Below are 17,326 nucleotides of genomic sequence, written 5' to 3'. Positions count from 1 at the left end.
TTATTAAAGAGGACTAGAATTCAAAAAGTTGGTTTCCTTATTTCCATTTTTTTAGGTTTATTTCTACTTAACTATGTTACTTTATAAAAATTCCATTGAACTAGAACAGTAAAGAAACCCTTGAATAGTAAAACAAGGGTTTCTTTTGCTTGATAATTAGTATTATATTTTACAATTTATGCTGATAAAAAATCTTTTAACAACAACAAACTTACAGAAAAGCCCCTTATTTTATGATTGAAAAAAGTTTTAGTCGGTTTGTTTCTGATTTTTGTTCTTTTTATTATTCAACACAGTGGAAAAGTTTGGTTGTTCGGATTTATTTATAAGCTTATAAACGTAAGCAGAAGTTAGGTTATAACTATCTTCTAGTTTTGTTACGATAAAGTTTGTTCGTTCAAAAAGGATTGAACGAATATTGTTGAGTTGACGGGAGATTTTTTCAGTAAGCGCTTCTTGATTGTCTAATCGATTTAGTACCCCAGTTTGGAATTCCTCCTGCTTTAGCAATTTATCAGCTACTTCTTTTTGGAGATCTAGCTGTTGATTCATTTGCAAAGTGAGTTGTTCGAATGAAGCTTCATTTTTTTCCAGTCGTGAGAGCATATTTTGATAGGCTTCATTTTGAGTATTCATATGGTCAATAATTGATTTTTTTAATCGATTTTCATTTTCATCTAATGCTTCTAAGCGCTGAATGATCATGCTATCCATAGAATCGCGATGGAGGTTGCTAACTCTGAGATCATTTATCTGGTTTTTTACATCTTTCCACTGACTAGTTTGAATTTCTTCTAATTGCTCATATTGTGGTTTAAGTTCAGCGATTGACTCAGCTAGTGCGTTGTTAGCTTTTTGTTGCTCGTCTAATAGCTCTGATAGGTAATTATGGCGAACAAAACTCTGATTGGGTGCTTGAATTTTTTCAATATTATTATAAACATCTGGATGGTCATTTTTATTTATAAATAATCCCATAAATGTAACTCCTTCTTTATTTTTAATAAGATATTTTATGCAAGAAAAACAGAAGGGGGAACGTAGGTTTATTTGGACGAGCTGTCTTCAAGTCAGAAAGAGATTTGATACTAATATATATTCCTCACTAAGTAAAAAAACAATGAATTAAAAAAGTATTTTTTTAGCTAAAATAAGTGTCACTTGAATATAAAAAAAGGAACTTCGCATGTATTGAAGTTCCTTTTTTTATAACTATTTTACCGACCAAGTGAATACTTGAAAGGTATTATAAATTCATCTTTTGCTTATTTGGTCTATAGTTTTTCACCGTTTGAAGCGATAACGTTTTTATACCAGAAGAATGACTCTTTCTTTTTCCGATCCAATGTACCGCTCCCGTCGTCATGTTTATCAACATAAATGAAACCGTAACGTTTAGAGAACTCACCTGAAGATGCGCTTACTAAATCTATGCACCCCCAGCTAGTATAACCCATCAATTCAACCCCATCTTCAATCGATTCACCCATCGCTTTAATGTGTTCACGGAGATAATCGATTCGATAATAATCATTAATTGATCCATCTGCTTCTACCTCGTCATAAGCTCCTAAGCCGTTTTCAACAACGAATAATGGAACTTGATAGCGGTCATATAATTGATTTAAGCTGATTCTTAATCCTTCAGGGTCGATTTCCCATCCCCAATCACTTGCTTTAAGAAAAGGATTTTTAACTCCTCCAATGAGATTCCCTTGTGAGTTTTCTAAATCTGATTTATCTTTTTTCTCCGTTCTCGACATGTAATAACTAATGCCAATATAATCTACTGTTCCTTCTTTAATTAATTCTAGGTCCCCGTCTTGCATTTCAATCTCAATATGATGTTCTTTGAAAAAACGATTAATAAATGCAGGATACTCACCTCTTACTTGAACATCTGCACAAAAGTAGTTAAAAAAGCGTTCTTCTTGAAGGGCATACATTACGTTTTTAGGATTGGAATCATATGAATAAACTGGTGCATATAAAATCATACATCCAATTTGAGCATCTGGTATGATTTTGTGACAAGCCTTTACTGCAATACTACTTGCAACAAATTGATGATGGAAAGCTTGGAATGTAGGCTGGTATTTGTCTTCTTCTTTTTGAATAGAGAAACCAAGGCCCATTATAGGCATTATTAAACCACTATTAATCTCATTGAAAGTCATCCAATATTTCACTTTGTTTTTATATCGATTGAAGATCGCATTGACGTATTTTTCAAAGAAAGTAACAACTTCTCGATTTCTCCAACCACCATAGTCTTTTACAAGATTTACAGGCATTTCATAGTGTGAAATTGTTACTACTGGTTCGATACCATATTTGAGTAACTCATCAAATACTCGATCATAGAAGGCCAAACCTTCAACGCTCGCTTCTAATTCATTTCCATTTGGAAAGATTCTTGTCCAAGCAATAGACATACGAAAAACTTTAAAACCCATCTCTGCAAACAGCGCAATATCTTCTTTGTAACGGTGATAAAAGTCGATTCCTTCATGGTTTGGATAACTGTATTTATTTAAATCGATTTCAAAATTGAAGCCAGGAGTTTGTAAAATAGTAAGTCTTTCTTTTCCCCCTGGAAGAACATCAGCAATATTTAATCCCTTATTACCTTCATAGAAACCGCCTTCCATTTGATTCGCAGCGGTTGCACCACCCCATAAAAAACCTTCAGGAAATTTAAACTGTTTCATATCATTGCCTCCTGTTTTGTTAGTAGTATTTACAGTCTGTTTTTTCATTTTATTTATCATTTAAATTCTAGTCTACAAAGGAATAATAGCGGCATTAAGCAAGTTAGTAAATAAAAGTACAGAATCTAGTTTTAAATAACAATGAAAGACACTTGTTTCATGTATGAAACGCTGTGTTACTTGGTTAGTAATTATGTTAAAATAATGAGGTAGAGCAATAAAACTAAAAAATATGAATTAATAATAGAAGGAGAAACATACATTTATGTTTTCAAACGAAATAATCGCTTCTTTCAATGAATTAGAGATTTCTTTATACAATTATATTTCTCAAAACATGGAAAAAGTCGCATACATGCGAATTCGTGAACTAGCAGATGAAACTCATGTATCAACAGCAACGATTTTACGTTTTTGTAGAAAACTAAATTGTGAGGGTTTTTCCGAATTTAAAGTCAAACTTAAAATGGTTTTAGAAGAAAAGAAGAGGACGATTATTAAAAGCTCACATCACTCGGTTGTTGAGTTTTTTGAGCGGACATTAAGTGGTGATATAGACGAAAAAATAAAAGAAGCAGCTATTCAAATTAATCAATCAGAAAATGTTATTTTTATTGGAATTGGAAGCTCAGGCATACTTGCTGAATATGGAGCAAGATATTTTTCGAGCTTAGGTAAATTTTCACTTTATATTAAAGACCCACATTTTCCGATCCATTCAAAACTTAGGTACAATAGTGTAACTATAGCTTTATCTGTTTCTGGAGAGAATAATTTCACAGTAAATCATCTTAATTTATTGAAACAAGAGGGCAGTAAAATAATTAGTATAACGAATAATAAGTTATCTACAATCGCAAAAATATCTGATTTAAACATTCCATATTATGTAACAGAGGAATATTTTGAAGAAGCAAATATTACTACTCAAGTACCAGTCATTTATATTATTGAATCTTTAGCTCGTGAAATATATAGGCTTAATCAATAGGTCATTATTTATTTCAAAATAGTTTTTTATTTAAGAAAGCGATCAAAATTCGATTAACCTATGTTTAATTTGAATAAAAAAAGATTCTTCCATAGAAAGAATCTTTTTTTATTTCTAATTAATCATGTTTGTATATCCTGTAAGTTTATAAATATAATTAAAGGGAATTTAATTAGATGCGTTTATAACAATAATATCTTATCGTTTAATTCGTATCTCTAATTCTTCAAGTTTAAGAGTTAGTATTTCTTCATTCACATTTAATTTTAATTCTTCGAAAGTATAGTCTTCAAAATGTGGAATATCGATTGTAATAGCTGATAATTCTTTACTTATAAAGGTAGAATCTTTACCTGCTTCTAGTTTCTTTTTATATCGATTAAATTTCGGATCTAGATTTTCCATATTTTCATATAATTCTTCAACTGAACGATATTGTTGAATTAATGGAATTGCTGATTTTTCACCAACTCCTGGACAACCTGGAATATTATCACTTGAATCACCTAATAATGCTTTTACATCGACCCACTGTTTAGGGTGAATTCCGTAATCATTATTAAAATGCTCCATGGAGTAAATTAGTTCTCCTGTTTTTTGTGCAATAATTTGTGATGTATGTTCATTTATTAATTGAAGTAAGTCTCTATCATTGCTGTAAATAAAACATTTATTTTGGATAGTATTACTCCAGTTATTTGATAAAGTACCCATTAAATCATCAGCTTCATAAGGGGCCATTTCTAACTGAGCAATACCTATTTCTTCTAATACTGTTTTTAATGTAAAGAATTGTTCGATTAATGGGGTAGGTAGCTCTCCACGTGTAGCTTTATAAAAATCATATTTATTTCTTCGATCAGTTTCTTCTCTTTTAACATCCCAAGTAATCGCAACATGTGTGATTTCATGTTCTCGAATTAAACTAAAGAGCTTTGGTAAAAAGACTCTTAACGCATTTATATATACGCCATCTTTTGTTTTTGAAAGTTGATCATCACTTCTACCATATGAAGTAGCAAAATAGCCTCTACTTAATAAGTTAAAACCATCTATTAATAATAAAGCATGATTATCCATATTTTTTATCCACCTAATAATTAATATTTAATATAAGAATCATAGCATATCTATTAAAAAATGATAACTAGGCTACTATTTTATCGAAAATAAAGTTTTAATGAAAAATGATAAAAAATATATTGAATTTTCTGTTTATTTATTCCTAAAGTTTTACTATAATGAAAGTTATATAAATTTGAGCAATAAATAAAACGCAAAGGATCGATTTCGAAATGGAAAAACTAAAAAGTACCGTAAAAATAGAAGATATTTTAGTTGCTTACAATACGTTAAAAGAAGTAACGAATAAAACTCCTTTGCAAATAAGTACAATGCTAAGTGAAAAATATGATTGTAATGTATTTTTGAAGCGTGAGGATTTACAAATTATTCGTTCATTTAAATTAAGAGGGGCTTATTACAAGATTAGTAATTTGAATTATGAACAAAGGCAAAAAGGGGTAGTATGTGCAAGTGCAGGAAATCATGCACAAGGGGTAGCGTACACTTGTAATCAATTGCACGTATATGCCAAAATTTTTATGCCGACTACAACTCCTAATCAGAAGGTTTCTCAAGTGAAATTTTTTGGTGGACAATTTGTTGAAGTAATTTTAATTGGTGATACATTTGATATTGCAAGTGAAAAAGCTCAATTCTATTGTAATGAGAACGATATGACTTTTATACATCCATTTGATGATTTAGATGTAATTGCTGGACAGGGAACAGTCGCAGTTGAAATATTAAACGAAATTGATCGTCCGGTTGATTATTTATTTGTTGCAATTGGTGGCGGTGGATTAAGTGCTGGAGTAGGAACTTACATAAAAGGAATAAGTGCATCAACAAAAGTTATTGGTGTTGAACCACTAGGTGCTGCTTCAATGGCAGAGTCGATAACAAATGGAAAAGTTGTTAAATTGCCTACTATCGAAAAGTTTGTTGACGGTGCTGCAGTACTACAAGTAGGTTACTTGACGTATGAAATTTGTCGGGAAGTATTGGATCAAGTTGTTTCAGTACCAGAAGGTGAAATATGTACAACAATCTTGGAGCTTTATAATAAAAATGCAATTATTGCTGAACCTGCAGGTGCTCTATCAGTTGCTGCACTTGAATTGTTTAAAGACGAAATTAAAGGTAAAAATATTGTTTGTATCTTAAGTGGCGGAAATAACGATATCGATCGACTACAAGAAATAAAAGAGCGTTCATTAATACATGAAGGATTAAAGCATTATTTTATTATAAACTTTCCACAACGATCAGGAGCATTACGAGAATTTCTAGATCAAGTATTAGGCCCTAATGATGATATTACAAGATTTGAATATACAAAAAAAAATAATAAAGATAATGGACCAGCATTAGTTGGAATTGAATTAGCTGATAAATCTGATTACGAAGCACTTATCGATCGCATGAACTGTTATGGTATACAATTTATGGAAATTAATAATAACCCAACTTTATATAATTTATTAATTTAAAATCAACACATTAGATCTGAATGGATTCCATTCAGATTTTTTATTTTACTTCTTTTTTATGCTTTTGTGGGATCTCAACAGTCCTATAGCTCTCTCTGTAGTCTCATACATACTGTTTCAAGAATTTTCATTCTTTACAGCTTAATTAATCAAAACTGTTAGGTAAGCGTTTTCAATAAAAAGATAATTGTTTGAATTTTTATAATAGTTTAATATTATTTTTTTTGAATAAATTTTGGATAAAAGTATTCCTAATGGGTGTTGTCCGATTTATAATTATATTCGGAACGCCTCACTAATGATATATTTGTGAATGAGCTATACAATACATAATCACAAGTTTAGAAAATAATTAAGCTTTAATTTTTTATATTTATTTACGAATAAGTATAAAATAAAAAAATTGGAGGCTACTCCTTTTATTAAACGAAAATTAAATAAATCGGTTAAGGAGCTGGTATTATGTCAAGTAAGACATTGGAAGCGTTTTTAACTCCTCAGTTAGCTGAGTTAAAAGAGAAAGGTCTCTATAATGAGATCAATTCGTTACAAGGATCAAATGAAGCTAATATAATGATTGACGGCAAAAATTTTATTAATTTATCTTCAAATAATTATTTAGGATTTGCAACGGAACCTCGTTTGAAAAAAGCTGCCCTTGATGCAACTGAAAAGTACGGAGTTGGTGCTGGAGCTGTTCGTACAATTAATGGAACAATGGATATTCATGATGAGCTTGAAAGAGCGATTGCTGAGTTTAAACATACTGAAGCAGCGATAGCTTTCCAATCTGGTTTTAATTGTAACATGGGAGCAATCTCTGCTGTTATGAGTAAAAAAGATGCTATTTTATCAGATGAATTGAACCATGCATCGATTATTGATGGATGTAGATTATCAGGTGCTAAAATAATTAGAGTAAAGCACCAAGATATGGATGATTTACGTGCAAAAGCGAAAGAAGCAACAACAAGTGGTCAATATGAGAAAGTAATGTACATAGCTGATGGTGTCTTTTCAATGGACGGAGATGTAGCTAATATTCCTGAAATCGTAAAAATCGCTGAAGAATTTGGTCTAATCACATATATTGATGATGCACATGGTTCAGGTGTAATGGGCGCAGGAGCAGGAACAGTTAAACATTTTGGCTTATCTGATAAAATTGATTTCCAAATTGGAACACTTTCAAAAGCTGTTGGAGTAGTTGGTGGATATGTGGCAGGATCACAACAATTAATCGATTGGTTAAAAGTTCGTGCTCGTCCTTTCTTATTCTCTACTTCATTAACACCAGCTTCAGCTGCTGCATGTATTGAAGCAATTCGTATCATGTCTGAAGAGCCAGAGAAAATTGAAAAGTTATGGGAAAATGGAAATTACCTAAAAGAAGGTTTATCAAAACTTGGTTTTAATATTGGAAATTCAGAAACTCCAATAACTCCATGTATTATTGGTGATGAAAATCTGACACAAAAATTCTCAAAACGTTTATATGAAGAAGGCGTTTACGCGAAGTCAATTGTGTTCCCAACGGTACCTTTAGGAACAGGACGAATTCGTAATATGCCAACAGCTGCACATACTAAGAAAATGTTAGATGATGTGTTAGCAATATATGAAAAAGTTGGACGCGAATTAAACGTAATCTAATCATTAAGATTTATTTTGAAATGTTGTTTATTATTTTTAAAGGTGGAGTAAGGAATGAAAAAGATTTTAATCACGGGTTGTTTTGGACAAATCGGTTCTGAATTAACAATGCGTTTACGTAGAGACTATGGTATTGATAATGTTGTAGCTACTGATATTCGTCGTATTGAAGGTAGTCCGATAACTGAAGATGGACATTTTGAAATATTAGATGTAATGGATAAAGAAAAAATGTTAGAAATTGCTAAAAAGTATGAAGTTGATACTTTTATTCATTTAGCTGCTTTACTTTCGGCAGTGGCAGAAGCAAAACCAACATTAGCTTGGGATTTAAATATGGGTGGATTAGTTAATGCGCTTGAAGTAGCAAGAGAATTAGGATTAAAGTTTTTTACTCCAAGTTCAATTGGAGCTTTTGGACCTGATACACCAAAAGATAATACACCTCAAGATACCATTCAACGTCCAACAACGATGTATGGTGTAACAAAAGTGGCAGGCGAGCTACTTTGTGATTACTACTTCGAGAAATTTGGCGTGGACACTCGTGGTGTTAGATTCCCGGGATTAATTTCATATGATACAGTTCCAGGTGGAGGCACAACAGACTACGCAGTAGATATTTACTATGAGGCACTTAAACAAAAGAAATATACTTCATTTATAGGCGAAGGTACTTTTATGGACATGATGTATATGCCTGATGCAATTGATGCGATTATTAAATTGATGGAAGCAGATCCAAAAAATTTAAAGCATCGTAATGCATTTAATATTACAGCAATGTCATTTGAGCCTACACAAATTGCTGCTTCTATTCGTAAGTTCATCCCAGAATTTACTTTAGATTTCAATGTTGATCCAATTAGACAAGGAATTGCAAATTCATGGCCAAATTCAATTGATTGTTCTGCTGCGAAAGCAGAATGGGGATTTGATCCTAAATTTGATTTAGACCTGATGACGAAAGATATGTTAGACAAATTATCAACAAAATTAAACGTACCTACTGACGGTGTTATCAAAGCATAAAACATATACGAATAAAAGCGAAAAAGAAGGGATTATGGTCCCTTCTTTTTTATTTATTTTAAAAGAATGTTGTTAACCGGTTTGATACAAACTTATTGATAGTGGGTATAATACATACTTGTAAAAAGAAAGCATTTAAAAAGGATGGTAAAGATTGAACTTTAATTTAAATTCATTGCCACTATCAATAAAAGAAATAAAAGCAGCAAGCCAATTATTAGATGGAAATGTCCGCAAAACTCCGTTGGTGAAATCTTTTTACTTAACTTCTAAAACAGGTGGAGAGATTTATTTGAAGCTGGAAAATATGCAGTTAACAGGTTCTTTCAAATTTAGAGGGGCTTTCAACAAAATCTCCCATTTAACAGATGAAGAACGGAATAAAGGAGTAATTGCATGTTCGGCAGGGAACCACGCTCAAGGTGTGGCATTATCGTCTAGACTTTTACATATTAAAAGCAAAATTATCATGCCAGCAACCGCACCAAAAGCGAAAGTTCAAGCTACAGAAGGATACGGATCAAACATCATTTTACACGGTGAAACATTCGATGATGCGAAGGAATATTGTGCGAAAATACGAAATGAAACTGGAGAAACATTTTTACATCCATTCGATGATATTTATATTATGGCTGGACAAGGAACTATTGGGTTAGAAATTCTTGACGATCTTTGGGATGTAGAAACAGTAATCGTCCCAATTGGTGGGGGAGGAATCATTTCGGGTATAGCAGTCGCACTAAAATCATTTAATCCATCCATAAATATAATTGGTGTACAAGCAGATAATGTTCATGGAATGAAGGCTTCAATCGATGCAGGAGAGATTGTCAGCCATTATGTTGCTCCAACAATTGCTGATGGATGTGCTGTAAAGGTACCAGGGACACTAACCTTTAACATTGTAAAAGAATTAGTAACAGAGATTATTACAGTAAGTGAAGAAGAATTAGAAGTTTCGATGAAAGATTTACTTCAAAGAGGTAAGGTAGTTGTAGAAGGTGCTGGTGCATTAGCAACAGCAGCAATTTTATCTGGTAAGGCTGAAAAATATGTGAGAGATAAAAAAGTTGTTGCAATTATTTCTGGTGGAAATGTAGATTTAGAACGAATTTCTAGCGTTTGTGAACACTTCTTTGGTAATGAGGTAAAATAAATCTCATTATTATGTAAAATGAGTACAGCAGAATTGGTAAATTTGATTGAATCAAAAAAGGCTGAGTTTAGTTCACTCAAGCCTTTTTGTTTCATCCTATCCAACGTATAAAGCCAGGAAATCTACTTGCCCATGCAATTTCATTATGTTTGGCATTTTGATCAATAATAAATTTTAACTGTTCACTTATTTGTCCATTCGATAATAATAAATCGTTTAATTCAATGGCATCTTGAACTGATTTAATCTTTGATTCAGTAGTATCTCCTTCATCTGTACCAATATCTAAATAAATTCTTAATTTAACTTTTGAAACATTTTCTTTGATAAACGAATAGAAGTCGTCTTTTGCAAACCAAATTGAAGGTGAAAACGCACCAACTTTAGAAAAAATATCTGGATATAGAAAACCTGCAACTAAGGACACCAAACCACCCATCGAACTACCTGCAATGGTAGTATGTTCCTTATCAGGCTTCGTTCGAAATGTTAGATCAATTGTTGGTTTTACTGTTTCAACAATAAATTTTAAATAATCAAAAGCTTCTCCACCAGCTGGTCTATTTTCATTAAAATGCTTTCCAATTTCGTGATTCATCCAAGGAGAATATTCATCCAACCTCTTTAACCCGTTGCTACAGTCAATCCCTATAACAATTTTCCCTTCAAGTTCATTAGATTGTTGAAATTCATTTAAAGTTTCTGGAATTCTCCAATGATTACCAAATGAAGAGGTTTCAGGATCAAATAAATTTTGTCCATCATGCATGTAAATGACTTCAAAACGTTTAGAAGGATTTATTTCATAATCAATTGGTAAAAAAACACGAATTGTCTTTGAACGTTGTAGCTGTGGACTATTTAATTTAAATATCTTTAATTGTTGCATGATCAACACTCTCCGATTTAATCATAGTTTCATTCTTTAAATGTAAAAATTGATAAGACATAAGTAATCCAATTACTAAGAGTAAAGTCGCAATTACTGGTGGGAGAAGGTGAATAAAATCCGTATAGCCAATCATAAAATGAATTGCAAATGCTGTATAAAAAGCAGGTATACTTCCTAAAAATAATGTCCACCAGATCCATTTTTCACCTTGACGAAAGCCCCACAAAGAAAGCATTAACACAATAAGACCTACACTTATGAGTCCACCTCCAAAACCTGCTCGATCATGAGAGATGACGGGGATTAATCGTTCATTAAATTGATTGATTTGTGATGGAGTTATACATAAATAGTCTAAGTCCGTTGAAACAAAGGTAGTTGTTATTCCGACAAACGCTATGACTAATCCTCCTAAAACGATAGAGAAGCCTAGGATTATAAAACATAATTGACCTATTAAACTCTTTTTCCAAAAACGATTGTTAAATAAGTTGTGTGAGGTAGGTTTCTCATTCAAACCCTTTGTACTGAAATATCCGATTAGGAAGAAAGGGAGCAAAATTAACCAAAATAATGCATGCAACCAATCAAAATAACCGAATCCAATAAATAGAAATATAGCTAAAAAACCTGTTATGGCACTACTATTTGAAATTTGTATTGTCCAATGGAATTTTTGTCGAATGCCGAATAGAGCTAGGGACATAAATAATATTCCACCTGATAGAATTGTTCCTGAAAGAGTCATTCGGTCATGAGACATAAAAAGTAGGATTCTTTGATTAAATTGAAAGATTGTCTCTCTAGTCATATGTAAGAAATTTTCATCATATGGAAGAATTGTGCCGAAAACACTTACAATTAATGCGAGAAGTCCTCCAAAAAACATTATGAATCCAAATAAAAAATACCAAATCCATCCCTTGGAAATAGAATCAGCATGTTGCTGTTGATTTAATTGTGCTTCATTTATTCTTTTAGGCAGCCCAGGTCCACTGATCACATATCCATGAGTCAGGAATACTAAATTAGCACCTGCATCTAGTATTTCAATCGCATCAATTGGTTCTATAATTCCACCTTTCGTAAAAATAGGTCCTTTATACGAAGTGTGTTTTAATAGGTTTATAAAATGAAGCAGTCCTTTTTTATTTTCCTCATGTGAATTAAGTGGATTTTCTTCTATTAATATAGATTCATAGGAAATATTATTAATAGAACTAACAACACTTTCTAATTCATACGGTTGGACGGAAAGGCAAATAGGCTTTTTAGGAATAAATTGATGTTTGTATATCTCGTTGTATAGTGAGTAATCAATGACAAAAATATCAACAAATGGGGCGATTTTAGATTCAATCATTTGAAATTCATTTAAATTACCTATTACCCTAACTGAAATGGGTACTGATTTATCTATTTTGGATAGCTTTTTAATTGCTGCATCTAAATGTAACGTTTTTACTTGTTCATACTTAATAACTTGATCGTTTTTTAAATCAATCATTGGTATTAAAGTTTCAGTGGACGGGTTGGTTGAAAATGGGCCAATTTCAATGATGCCAAATCCTAAATTCATAAATGCATTTGTACCTGATAGAAATGGATCAATTAAGGATGAAAGTCCAATCGGATTTTTTACGCTAAAATCAAATACTTCTTGTTTTAGTTTTTGGTTTGTTTCAAAATGTCCTAAAAATCGAATCATTTTTTTCCCAAATGGTATCCTAGTAACCGTGTTCATTCCTTTGTGAATAAACTCTCTAGAATTACTAGATGAAAAGTTTGAGAGTATCGGTTTAAATAGTGTGTGATAAGACCAATCTGGCATGGAAATACCTCGTTTTTCTAATTATTAAATCAAGTTTACTTTTAATTAAGTAAAAATAAAAGATTATTTTACATATTTGTGAAAACGCTCACAACTGATTGGACTTTTTGTATAAATATGGTATAACTAAGGTAGTTATGTATCAATAAAAATGATGTTTGTTAGTATGCAATAGGCTGTATAGAAAGGCGTATAAGTGATTACAATGGTAAATATGCAAAAAGTAATAGTCATTGTAGGTCCTACTGCTGTAGGAAAGACAAAACTGAGTATCGAGTTAGCGAAAGCACTAGATGGTGAAGTAATTAACGGTGATGCTACACAAGTGTATAAAGAGTTAAACATTGGAGCTGCAAAAGTAACAGAAGAAGAAAAAGAAGGTATTCCACACCATTTGATTGATTTTCTTGATCCAAAAGCTTCATTTACAGTAGCAGATTTTCAAACACTAGCTCGTGAAAAAATTCAAGAAATTACTAAACGAGGTAAGGTCCCAATAATAGTTGGTGGAACAGGACTATATATTCAAAGTGTATTAACACAGTATGAATTTGCAGAACAAGAATTGGATGAACATCTTCGTAGTCAACTTGAAGGGTATGCAATGGCATTTGGTAATAAAGCATTGCATAATCAGTTGAAGGAAATTGATCCAGAGAGCGCTAAGCAAATACATATGAATAATGTTAGAAGAGTAATTCGAGCGATTGAGGTTTTTAAATTAACAGGTCAAAAGTTTTCAGAAACCGCATTTAAAAAAGAGCCAGAATATTTGTACGATGCTGAGATCATAGGATTATCAATGGAACGGGATCTTTTGTATAGTCGAATTAACTTACGTGTAGATTTGATGATTCAGCAAGGGTTAATTGACGAAGCAAAAATGCTTTTTGATAAAGGCATTCAAAATTGTCAATCAGTGCAGGCGATTGGCTACAAAGAGCTGTATGATTACTTTAATGGAATTTTGTCGAAAGAAGAAGCGATTAACTTAATTAAACAAAGTTCTCGGAGATATGCAAAAAGACAAATGACATGGTTTAGAAATAAGATGAACATTCACTGGTTTGACATGAATGGACAAAATTTTGCTATAAAAAATGAGGAAATTTTAGCTCTAATTGAAGGAAAGGGCTATTTAATCTCGAATAAATATATGTAGAGGTAGAAGAGGAGGAAAAAGACATGAAAACATCAATCAATATTCAAGACCAGTTCTTAAACCAATTACGTAAAGACAATCTAGCGGTTACAGTATTTTTACTTAATGGTTTCCAAATAAAAGGGAAAGTAAAAAGCTTTGACAATTTTACGGTATTGTTAGATGTTGAAGGAAAACAACAATTAATTTATAAACATGCAATTTCAACGTTTGTACCTTCAAAAAACGTACAAATTGAAATGTAATATAAATCGAAAAAAGAGAGCATTGATCATATGGTCAGTGCTCTTTTAATTTGGGCACATCACTAAAAGATTGTTGTTATGAAAAAGTTTTGTTACAGTATACTCTTCTTAAAAAATTTGAGTTTATCGGAAATCTTTTCGCTAATCTCCTTCTTTTAAAGGATCAGTTTTTAATAGAGCGGCCTTAATTATAGATAAAATAATTATGTAAACTGGAGAGGTGTCATCTAATGTATGTTCCAAAAGAATTTAAAGAAAACGATATAAATCGAATCATCTCAGAAATCCAGAAATTAAGTTTTGGAATTCTCCTATCGACCAATCATGAAGTTCGAATTGAAGCAACACATTTACCTTTTATAGTTAAAAAAGATCATGAAAAATTGTACTTAATAACACATTTAGCAAAACCAAATCCACAATGGAAGAGTCTTGAAGGAAAAGAATGTTTAGTTGTATTTCAAGGTCCTCATGGATATGTTTCAGCATCTTGGTATGAAGAGAAAAATACGGTTTCAACTTGGAACTATACGGCTATCCATGTTTATGGGCAAGTGAAAACGATTCAAGATAAAGATGAAATGAGAAAAATTGTTCTACATACAACTGATTATTTTGAAAAAGGAGAAGCTTCTCCATGGAAATATGAAGATCATCAAGAATATGTTGAGAAATTATTATCAGGAATAGTCTGTTTAGAAATCGAGGTAACAGAATTGATAGGGAAAAAGAAATTAAGTCAAAATCATTCAGTTGATCGAAGAGAAAAGGTTATTTCAGCTCTTCAAAAAGAGGAGAAGTATCAGTCGCGTGAAATTGCTGAGCTTATGAAGGGAAATCTTTAATTTCCTGAACAATCAAAGAGCTAAGAAATTCATTAATCATAAGATTAAATGATTTCTTAGCTTCAATATTTTTAATATGATTGTTCATCAATAAATTGGTAATACCTTTTCAAAGAAACGGCCGTTTTTAAACCTACAATTTGTTGAATATCCTCCAATGACATACCTTCTTTAATTTTCCCCAAAATATATGTATTTCGTAAATGTTGTGAGCAAAGTCCCTTTCTAAGACCAGCTCTTTTCACTTCAAGTCGTAACATTTTTTGAAATGCAATTTCGGATAATGCTTTAGGTGAATCTGTATCGTAAACCCAGTGAAAAGTCATTCGGTTGAAATCAAACGCAACGAATATTGGATGTGTAGAGTGATAATGAGGTCTAACAGGTTCTGGTATTGTTACATAATATTGATATAAACGGATACGATCTTCTTTTTCAAGTATTATTTTTCGTTTTAATCCGTCTTTACTATGAACGACTAACTCATTTAAGGCGAAATTAATATCTCTCATTTGTAAATCTATTAATTCCTTTAAGGAAAGACCATAAAATAACATTAACCGAATCATAATATCGTTTCGATCCATTAAGTATTCTCGAGCCTTCAGTTGTTTTTCAGAAAGGTCGTTAGTAGATTGGACAATATGTAGTAATTTTTCTTCTTCAATTGTTGATATAAAATCATCCGGTGATAGTGCTCTTGATGGTCCAGCAGAATAGTTAGTGAAAGGAATAATGTTTTGAATACTTGAATCTTTAAGTTGTAAAAATTTATAAAACTGGTTCAATACAACATAAATACGATGCAAAGTTTTTTCGTGATAATTTCGTTCAACAGCTAAATATTGAAAATAATGATTTATATCCTGGACTTGTAAAGAATGAAGCTTTACATCTTTCTTTTTTAAAAATCTAAAACAATCTTCTAAATCATAACAGTATCTTTTAATCGTAGAATCTTTTCTACCCTTACTATTTAAATGAGAGGCAAATTGCAAAATGACATCATTTAAGTTAGTGGAAGTTAGATTTGTAAACGTCAAATTAACCAACTCTTCTCTTTTTCTTTTCATTATAACAAATTACAAATTAAAATTCGTAATATTTAGAAACTTATCCAATTAATCTATCACCTTTATAGAAATAAAGTTTTGAAATTAAAATTACGGACATATAATAGTAAAAATGTAATTAGGAAATTTCTCGGGAAAGCGCAAAATACGAGTATTAATGAGACGATTCGTGATTTTATTTTGAATAGAGCAAAATTTGTCGTCAGAATAAAGAGAGGTGTTCATGTTTGGAGCAACCAATTCGTTTAAAGGATAATGGTCAAATAAATGTTGTGCTAAATACAATGAAAAGAGGAGAAGTTTCTCCGAATTCAATAATTGAGACAGTTTCGAAGCCTAAACATGAATTATTAGTTGAAATTGAAGATGAGCTAAGGCACTTAATTGGAATGGAAGAAATTAAAAAAATGATTCATGAGATTTACGCATGGATTTTTATTAATAAAAGAAGAGAAGAGTTAAATTTGAAGGCTGAAAAACAAGTTTTACATATGTTATTTAAAGGAAATCCGGGTACAGGTAAAACAACAGTTGCTAGAATAATAGGTCAATTATTTTTAAAAATGGGTGTACTTTCAAAAGGACATTTAATCGAAGCTGAAAGGGCAGATTTAGTTGGTGAATATATCGGACATACTGCTCAAAAAACTAGAGATTTAATTAAAAAGGCAAACGGTGGAATTCTTTTTATCGATGAAGCTTATTCGTTAGGACGTGGTGGAGAAAAAGACTTTGGTAAAGAGGCTATTGATACTTTAGTAAAACACATGGAAGATAAACATGGGGATTTTGTTTTAATATTAGCTGGTTATTCATCAGAAATGGACTATTTTTTAAGTTTAAATCCAGGCTTGAAATCAAGATTTCCCTTTATTCTAGCATTTCAAGATTATGACGTGAAAGAACTACTCGATATATCAAAAAAAATGTTTGTGGACCGTGAATATATTTTATCAAGAGAGGCTGAGTTTCGATTACGTGATTTAATTGCAAAAGCAAAATCCGAAAATCGTCAACATTTTAGCAATGGAAGATTTGTTCGAAATATTGTCGAAAAATCAATACGATCACAAGCAACTAGATTGGTTGTTGAAACTGATTTCAATCGTGAAATATTGATGAGAATTGAGGAAAAGGACCTAGTAACTCCAGATAAAAGTGATATCATTACTTAATA

Annotated in this window: 15 protein-coding genes; 9 read left to right on the top strand and 6 right to left on the bottom strand. The window is 31.6% G+C overall.

Annotated features, from left to right (window positions below; translation table 11 throughout):
- Nucleotides 1-249: 249 nt before the first annotated feature.
- Nucleotides 250-978, bottom strand: a complete 729-nt coding sequence (locus tag B7R65_RS02115) for a hypothetical protein (protein ID WP_088041092.1) — start codon at nucleotides 976-978, stop codon at nucleotides 250-252.
- A gap of 296 nt (nucleotides 979-1,274) precedes the next feature.
- Nucleotides 1,275-2,711: a glycoside hydrolase family 1 protein gene (locus B7R65_RS02110; RefSeq protein ID WP_088041091.1), complete on the bottom strand. Its 1,437-nt coding sequence runs from the start codon at nucleotides 2,709-2,711 to the stop codon at nucleotides 1,275-1,277.
- A gap of 265 nt (nucleotides 2,712-2,976) precedes the next feature.
- Here B7R65_RS02110 and B7R65_RS02105 point away from each other — a divergent pair, with 265 nt between their 5' ends.
- Nucleotides 2,977-3,702: a MurR/RpiR family transcriptional regulator gene (locus B7R65_RS02105; protein WP_088041090.1), complete on the top strand. Its 726-nt coding sequence runs from the start codon at nucleotides 2,977-2,979 to the stop codon at nucleotides 3,700-3,702.
- Nucleotides 3,703-3,900: 198 nt separating this feature from the next.
- Here B7R65_RS02105 and B7R65_RS02100 read toward each other — a convergent pair whose 3' ends face one another.
- Nucleotides 3,901-4,782, bottom strand: a complete 882-nt coding sequence (locus B7R65_RS02100) for a 5'-3' exonuclease (RefSeq protein WP_088041089.1) — start codon at nucleotides 4,780-4,782, stop codon at nucleotides 3,901-3,903.
- A 215-nt stretch (nucleotides 4,783-4,997) separates the two neighbouring features.
- On the opposite strand from B7R65_RS02100, the gene ilvA reads away from it, so the two are divergent.
- From ilvA to tdcB, 4 genes are all read left to right on the top strand, one after another.
- On the top strand, nucleotides 4,998-6,257 hold the full coding sequence (gene ilvA, locus B7R65_RS02095) for a threonine ammonia-lyase IlvA (protein WP_088041088.1): 1,260 nt from the start codon (nucleotides 4,998-5,000) through the stop codon (nucleotides 6,255-6,257).
- A gap of 462 nt (nucleotides 6,258-6,719) precedes the next feature.
- Nucleotides 6,720-7,910, top strand: a complete 1,191-nt coding sequence (locus tag B7R65_RS02090; protein WP_088041087.1) for a glycine C-acetyltransferase — start codon at nucleotides 6,720-6,722, stop codon at nucleotides 7,908-7,910.
- 54 nt (nucleotides 7,911-7,964) lie between these two features.
- A complete protein-coding gene (locus B7R65_RS02085; protein ID WP_088041086.1) occupies nucleotides 7,965-8,942 on the top strand; it encodes an L-threonine 3-dehydrogenase in 978 nt (325 codons plus the stop codon).
- 154 nt (nucleotides 8,943-9,096) lie between these two features.
- The gene (tdcB, locus tag B7R65_RS02080; protein WP_256941124.1) at nucleotides 9,097-10,101 is read left to right on the top strand and encodes a bifunctional threonine ammonia-lyase/L-serine ammonia-lyase TdcB; all 1,005 of its coding nucleotides are present in this window, start codon (nucleotides 9,097-9,099) and stop codon (nucleotides 10,099-10,101) included.
- Between the two features lie 91 nt (nucleotides 10,102-10,192).
- Here tdcB and B7R65_RS02075 read toward each other — a convergent pair whose 3' ends face one another.
- Nucleotides 10,193-10,990: an alpha/beta hydrolase gene (locus B7R65_RS02075; protein ID WP_088041085.1), complete on the bottom strand. Its 798-nt coding sequence runs from the start codon at nucleotides 10,988-10,990 to the stop codon at nucleotides 10,193-10,195.
- Nucleotides 10,968-12,824 (bottom strand): dihydroorotate dehydrogenase, encoded by a 1,857-nt coding sequence (locus B7R65_RS02070; RefSeq protein ID WP_088041084.1) that lies wholly within the window; start codon nucleotides 12,822-12,824, stop codon nucleotides 10,968-10,970. Before B7R65_RS02070 ends, B7R65_RS02075 begins: the two co-directional genes overlap by 23 nt.
- A gap of 199 nt (nucleotides 12,825-13,023) precedes the next feature.
- Here B7R65_RS02070 and miaA point away from each other — a divergent pair, with 199 nt between their 5' ends.
- The 3 genes from miaA to B7R65_RS02055 all read left to right on the top strand — a co-directional run bounded on the left by miaA (nucleotide 13,024) and on the right by B7R65_RS02055 (nucleotide 15,076).
- On the top strand, nucleotides 13,024-13,986 hold the full coding sequence (miaA, locus tag B7R65_RS02065) for a tRNA (adenosine(37)-N6)-dimethylallyltransferase MiaA (protein WP_373419545.1): 963 nt from the start codon (nucleotides 13,024-13,026) through the stop codon (nucleotides 13,984-13,986).
- Between the two features lie 23 nt (nucleotides 13,987-14,009).
- Nucleotides 14,010-14,231, top strand: coding sequence for an RNA chaperone Hfq (hfq, locus tag B7R65_RS02060; RefSeq protein ID WP_056470298.1), 222 nt, complete (start codon nucleotides 14,010-14,012; stop codon nucleotides 14,229-14,231).
- A 230-nt stretch (nucleotides 14,232-14,461) separates the two neighbouring features.
- Nucleotides 14,462-15,076, top strand: a complete 615-nt coding sequence (locus B7R65_RS02055) for an FMN-binding negative transcriptional regulator (protein ID WP_088041082.1) — start codon at nucleotides 14,462-14,464, stop codon at nucleotides 15,074-15,076.
- A gap of 71 nt (nucleotides 15,077-15,147) precedes the next feature.
- On the opposite strand, the gene B7R65_RS02050 is transcribed toward B7R65_RS02055, so the two are convergent.
- Nucleotides 15,148-16,149, bottom strand: a complete 1,002-nt coding sequence (locus tag B7R65_RS02050; protein WP_088041081.1) for a tyrosine-type recombinase/integrase — start codon at nucleotides 16,147-16,149, stop codon at nucleotides 15,148-15,150.
- 227 nt (nucleotides 16,150-16,376) lie between these two features.
- Between B7R65_RS02050 and spoVK the strand changes: the two genes are divergently transcribed.
- Nucleotides 16,377-17,324 (top strand): stage V sporulation protein K, encoded by a 948-nt coding sequence (gene spoVK, locus B7R65_RS02045; protein ID WP_088041080.1) that lies wholly within the window; start codon nucleotides 16,377-16,379, stop codon nucleotides 17,322-17,324.
- Nucleotides 17,325-17,326: the final 2 nt, after the last annotated feature.

The organism is Bacillus sp. EAC (genome assembly GCF_002156875.1).
In the GTDB taxonomy this organism is placed as follows: domain Bacteria; phylum Bacillota; class Bacilli; order Bacillales; family Bacillaceae_G; genus Gottfriedia.
This window is presented reverse-complemented; position numbering and strand designations above follow the sequence as displayed.

Coding starts and splice junctions, on each gene's coding strand:
- B7R65_RS02115 (WP_088041092.1), bottom strand. CDS start 978: ATGGGATTATTTATAAATAAAAATGACCATCCAGATGTTTATAATAAT.
- B7R65_RS02110 (WP_088041091.1), bottom strand. CDS start 2,711: ATGAAACAGTTTAAATTTCCTGAAGGTTTTTTATGGGGTGGTGCAACC.
- B7R65_RS02105 (WP_088041090.1), top strand. CDS start 2,977: ATGTTTTCAAACGAAATAATCGCTTCTTTCAATGAATTAGAGATTTCT.
- B7R65_RS02100 (WP_088041089.1), bottom strand. CDS start 4,782: ATGGATAATCATGCTTTATTATTAATAGATGGTTTTAACTTATTAAGT.
- ilvA (WP_088041088.1), top strand. CDS start 4,998: ATGGAAAAACTAAAAAGTACCGTAAAAATAGAAGATATTTTAGTTGCT.
- B7R65_RS02090 (WP_088041087.1), top strand. CDS start 6,720: ATGTCAAGTAAGACATTGGAAGCGTTTTTAACTCCTCAGTTAGCTGAG.
- B7R65_RS02085 (WP_088041086.1), top strand. CDS start 7,965: ATGAAAAAGATTTTAATCACGGGTTGTTTTGGACAAATCGGTTCTGAA.
- B7R65_RS02075 (WP_088041085.1), bottom strand. CDS start 10,990: ATGCAACAATTAAAGATATTTAAATTAAATAGTCCACAGCTACAACGT.
- B7R65_RS02070 (WP_088041084.1), bottom strand. CDS start 12,824: ATGCCAGATTGGTCTTATCACACACTATTTAAACCGATACTCTCAAAC.
- hfq (WP_056470298.1), top strand. CDS start 14,010: ATGAAAACATCAATCAATATTCAAGACCAGTTCTTAAACCAATTACGT.
- B7R65_RS02055 (WP_088041082.1), top strand. CDS start 14,462: ATGTATGTTCCAAAAGAATTTAAAGAAAACGATATAAATCGAATCATC.
- B7R65_RS02050 (WP_088041081.1), bottom strand. CDS start 16,149: ATGAAAAGAAAAAGAGAAGAGTTGGTTAATTTGACGTTTACAAATCTA.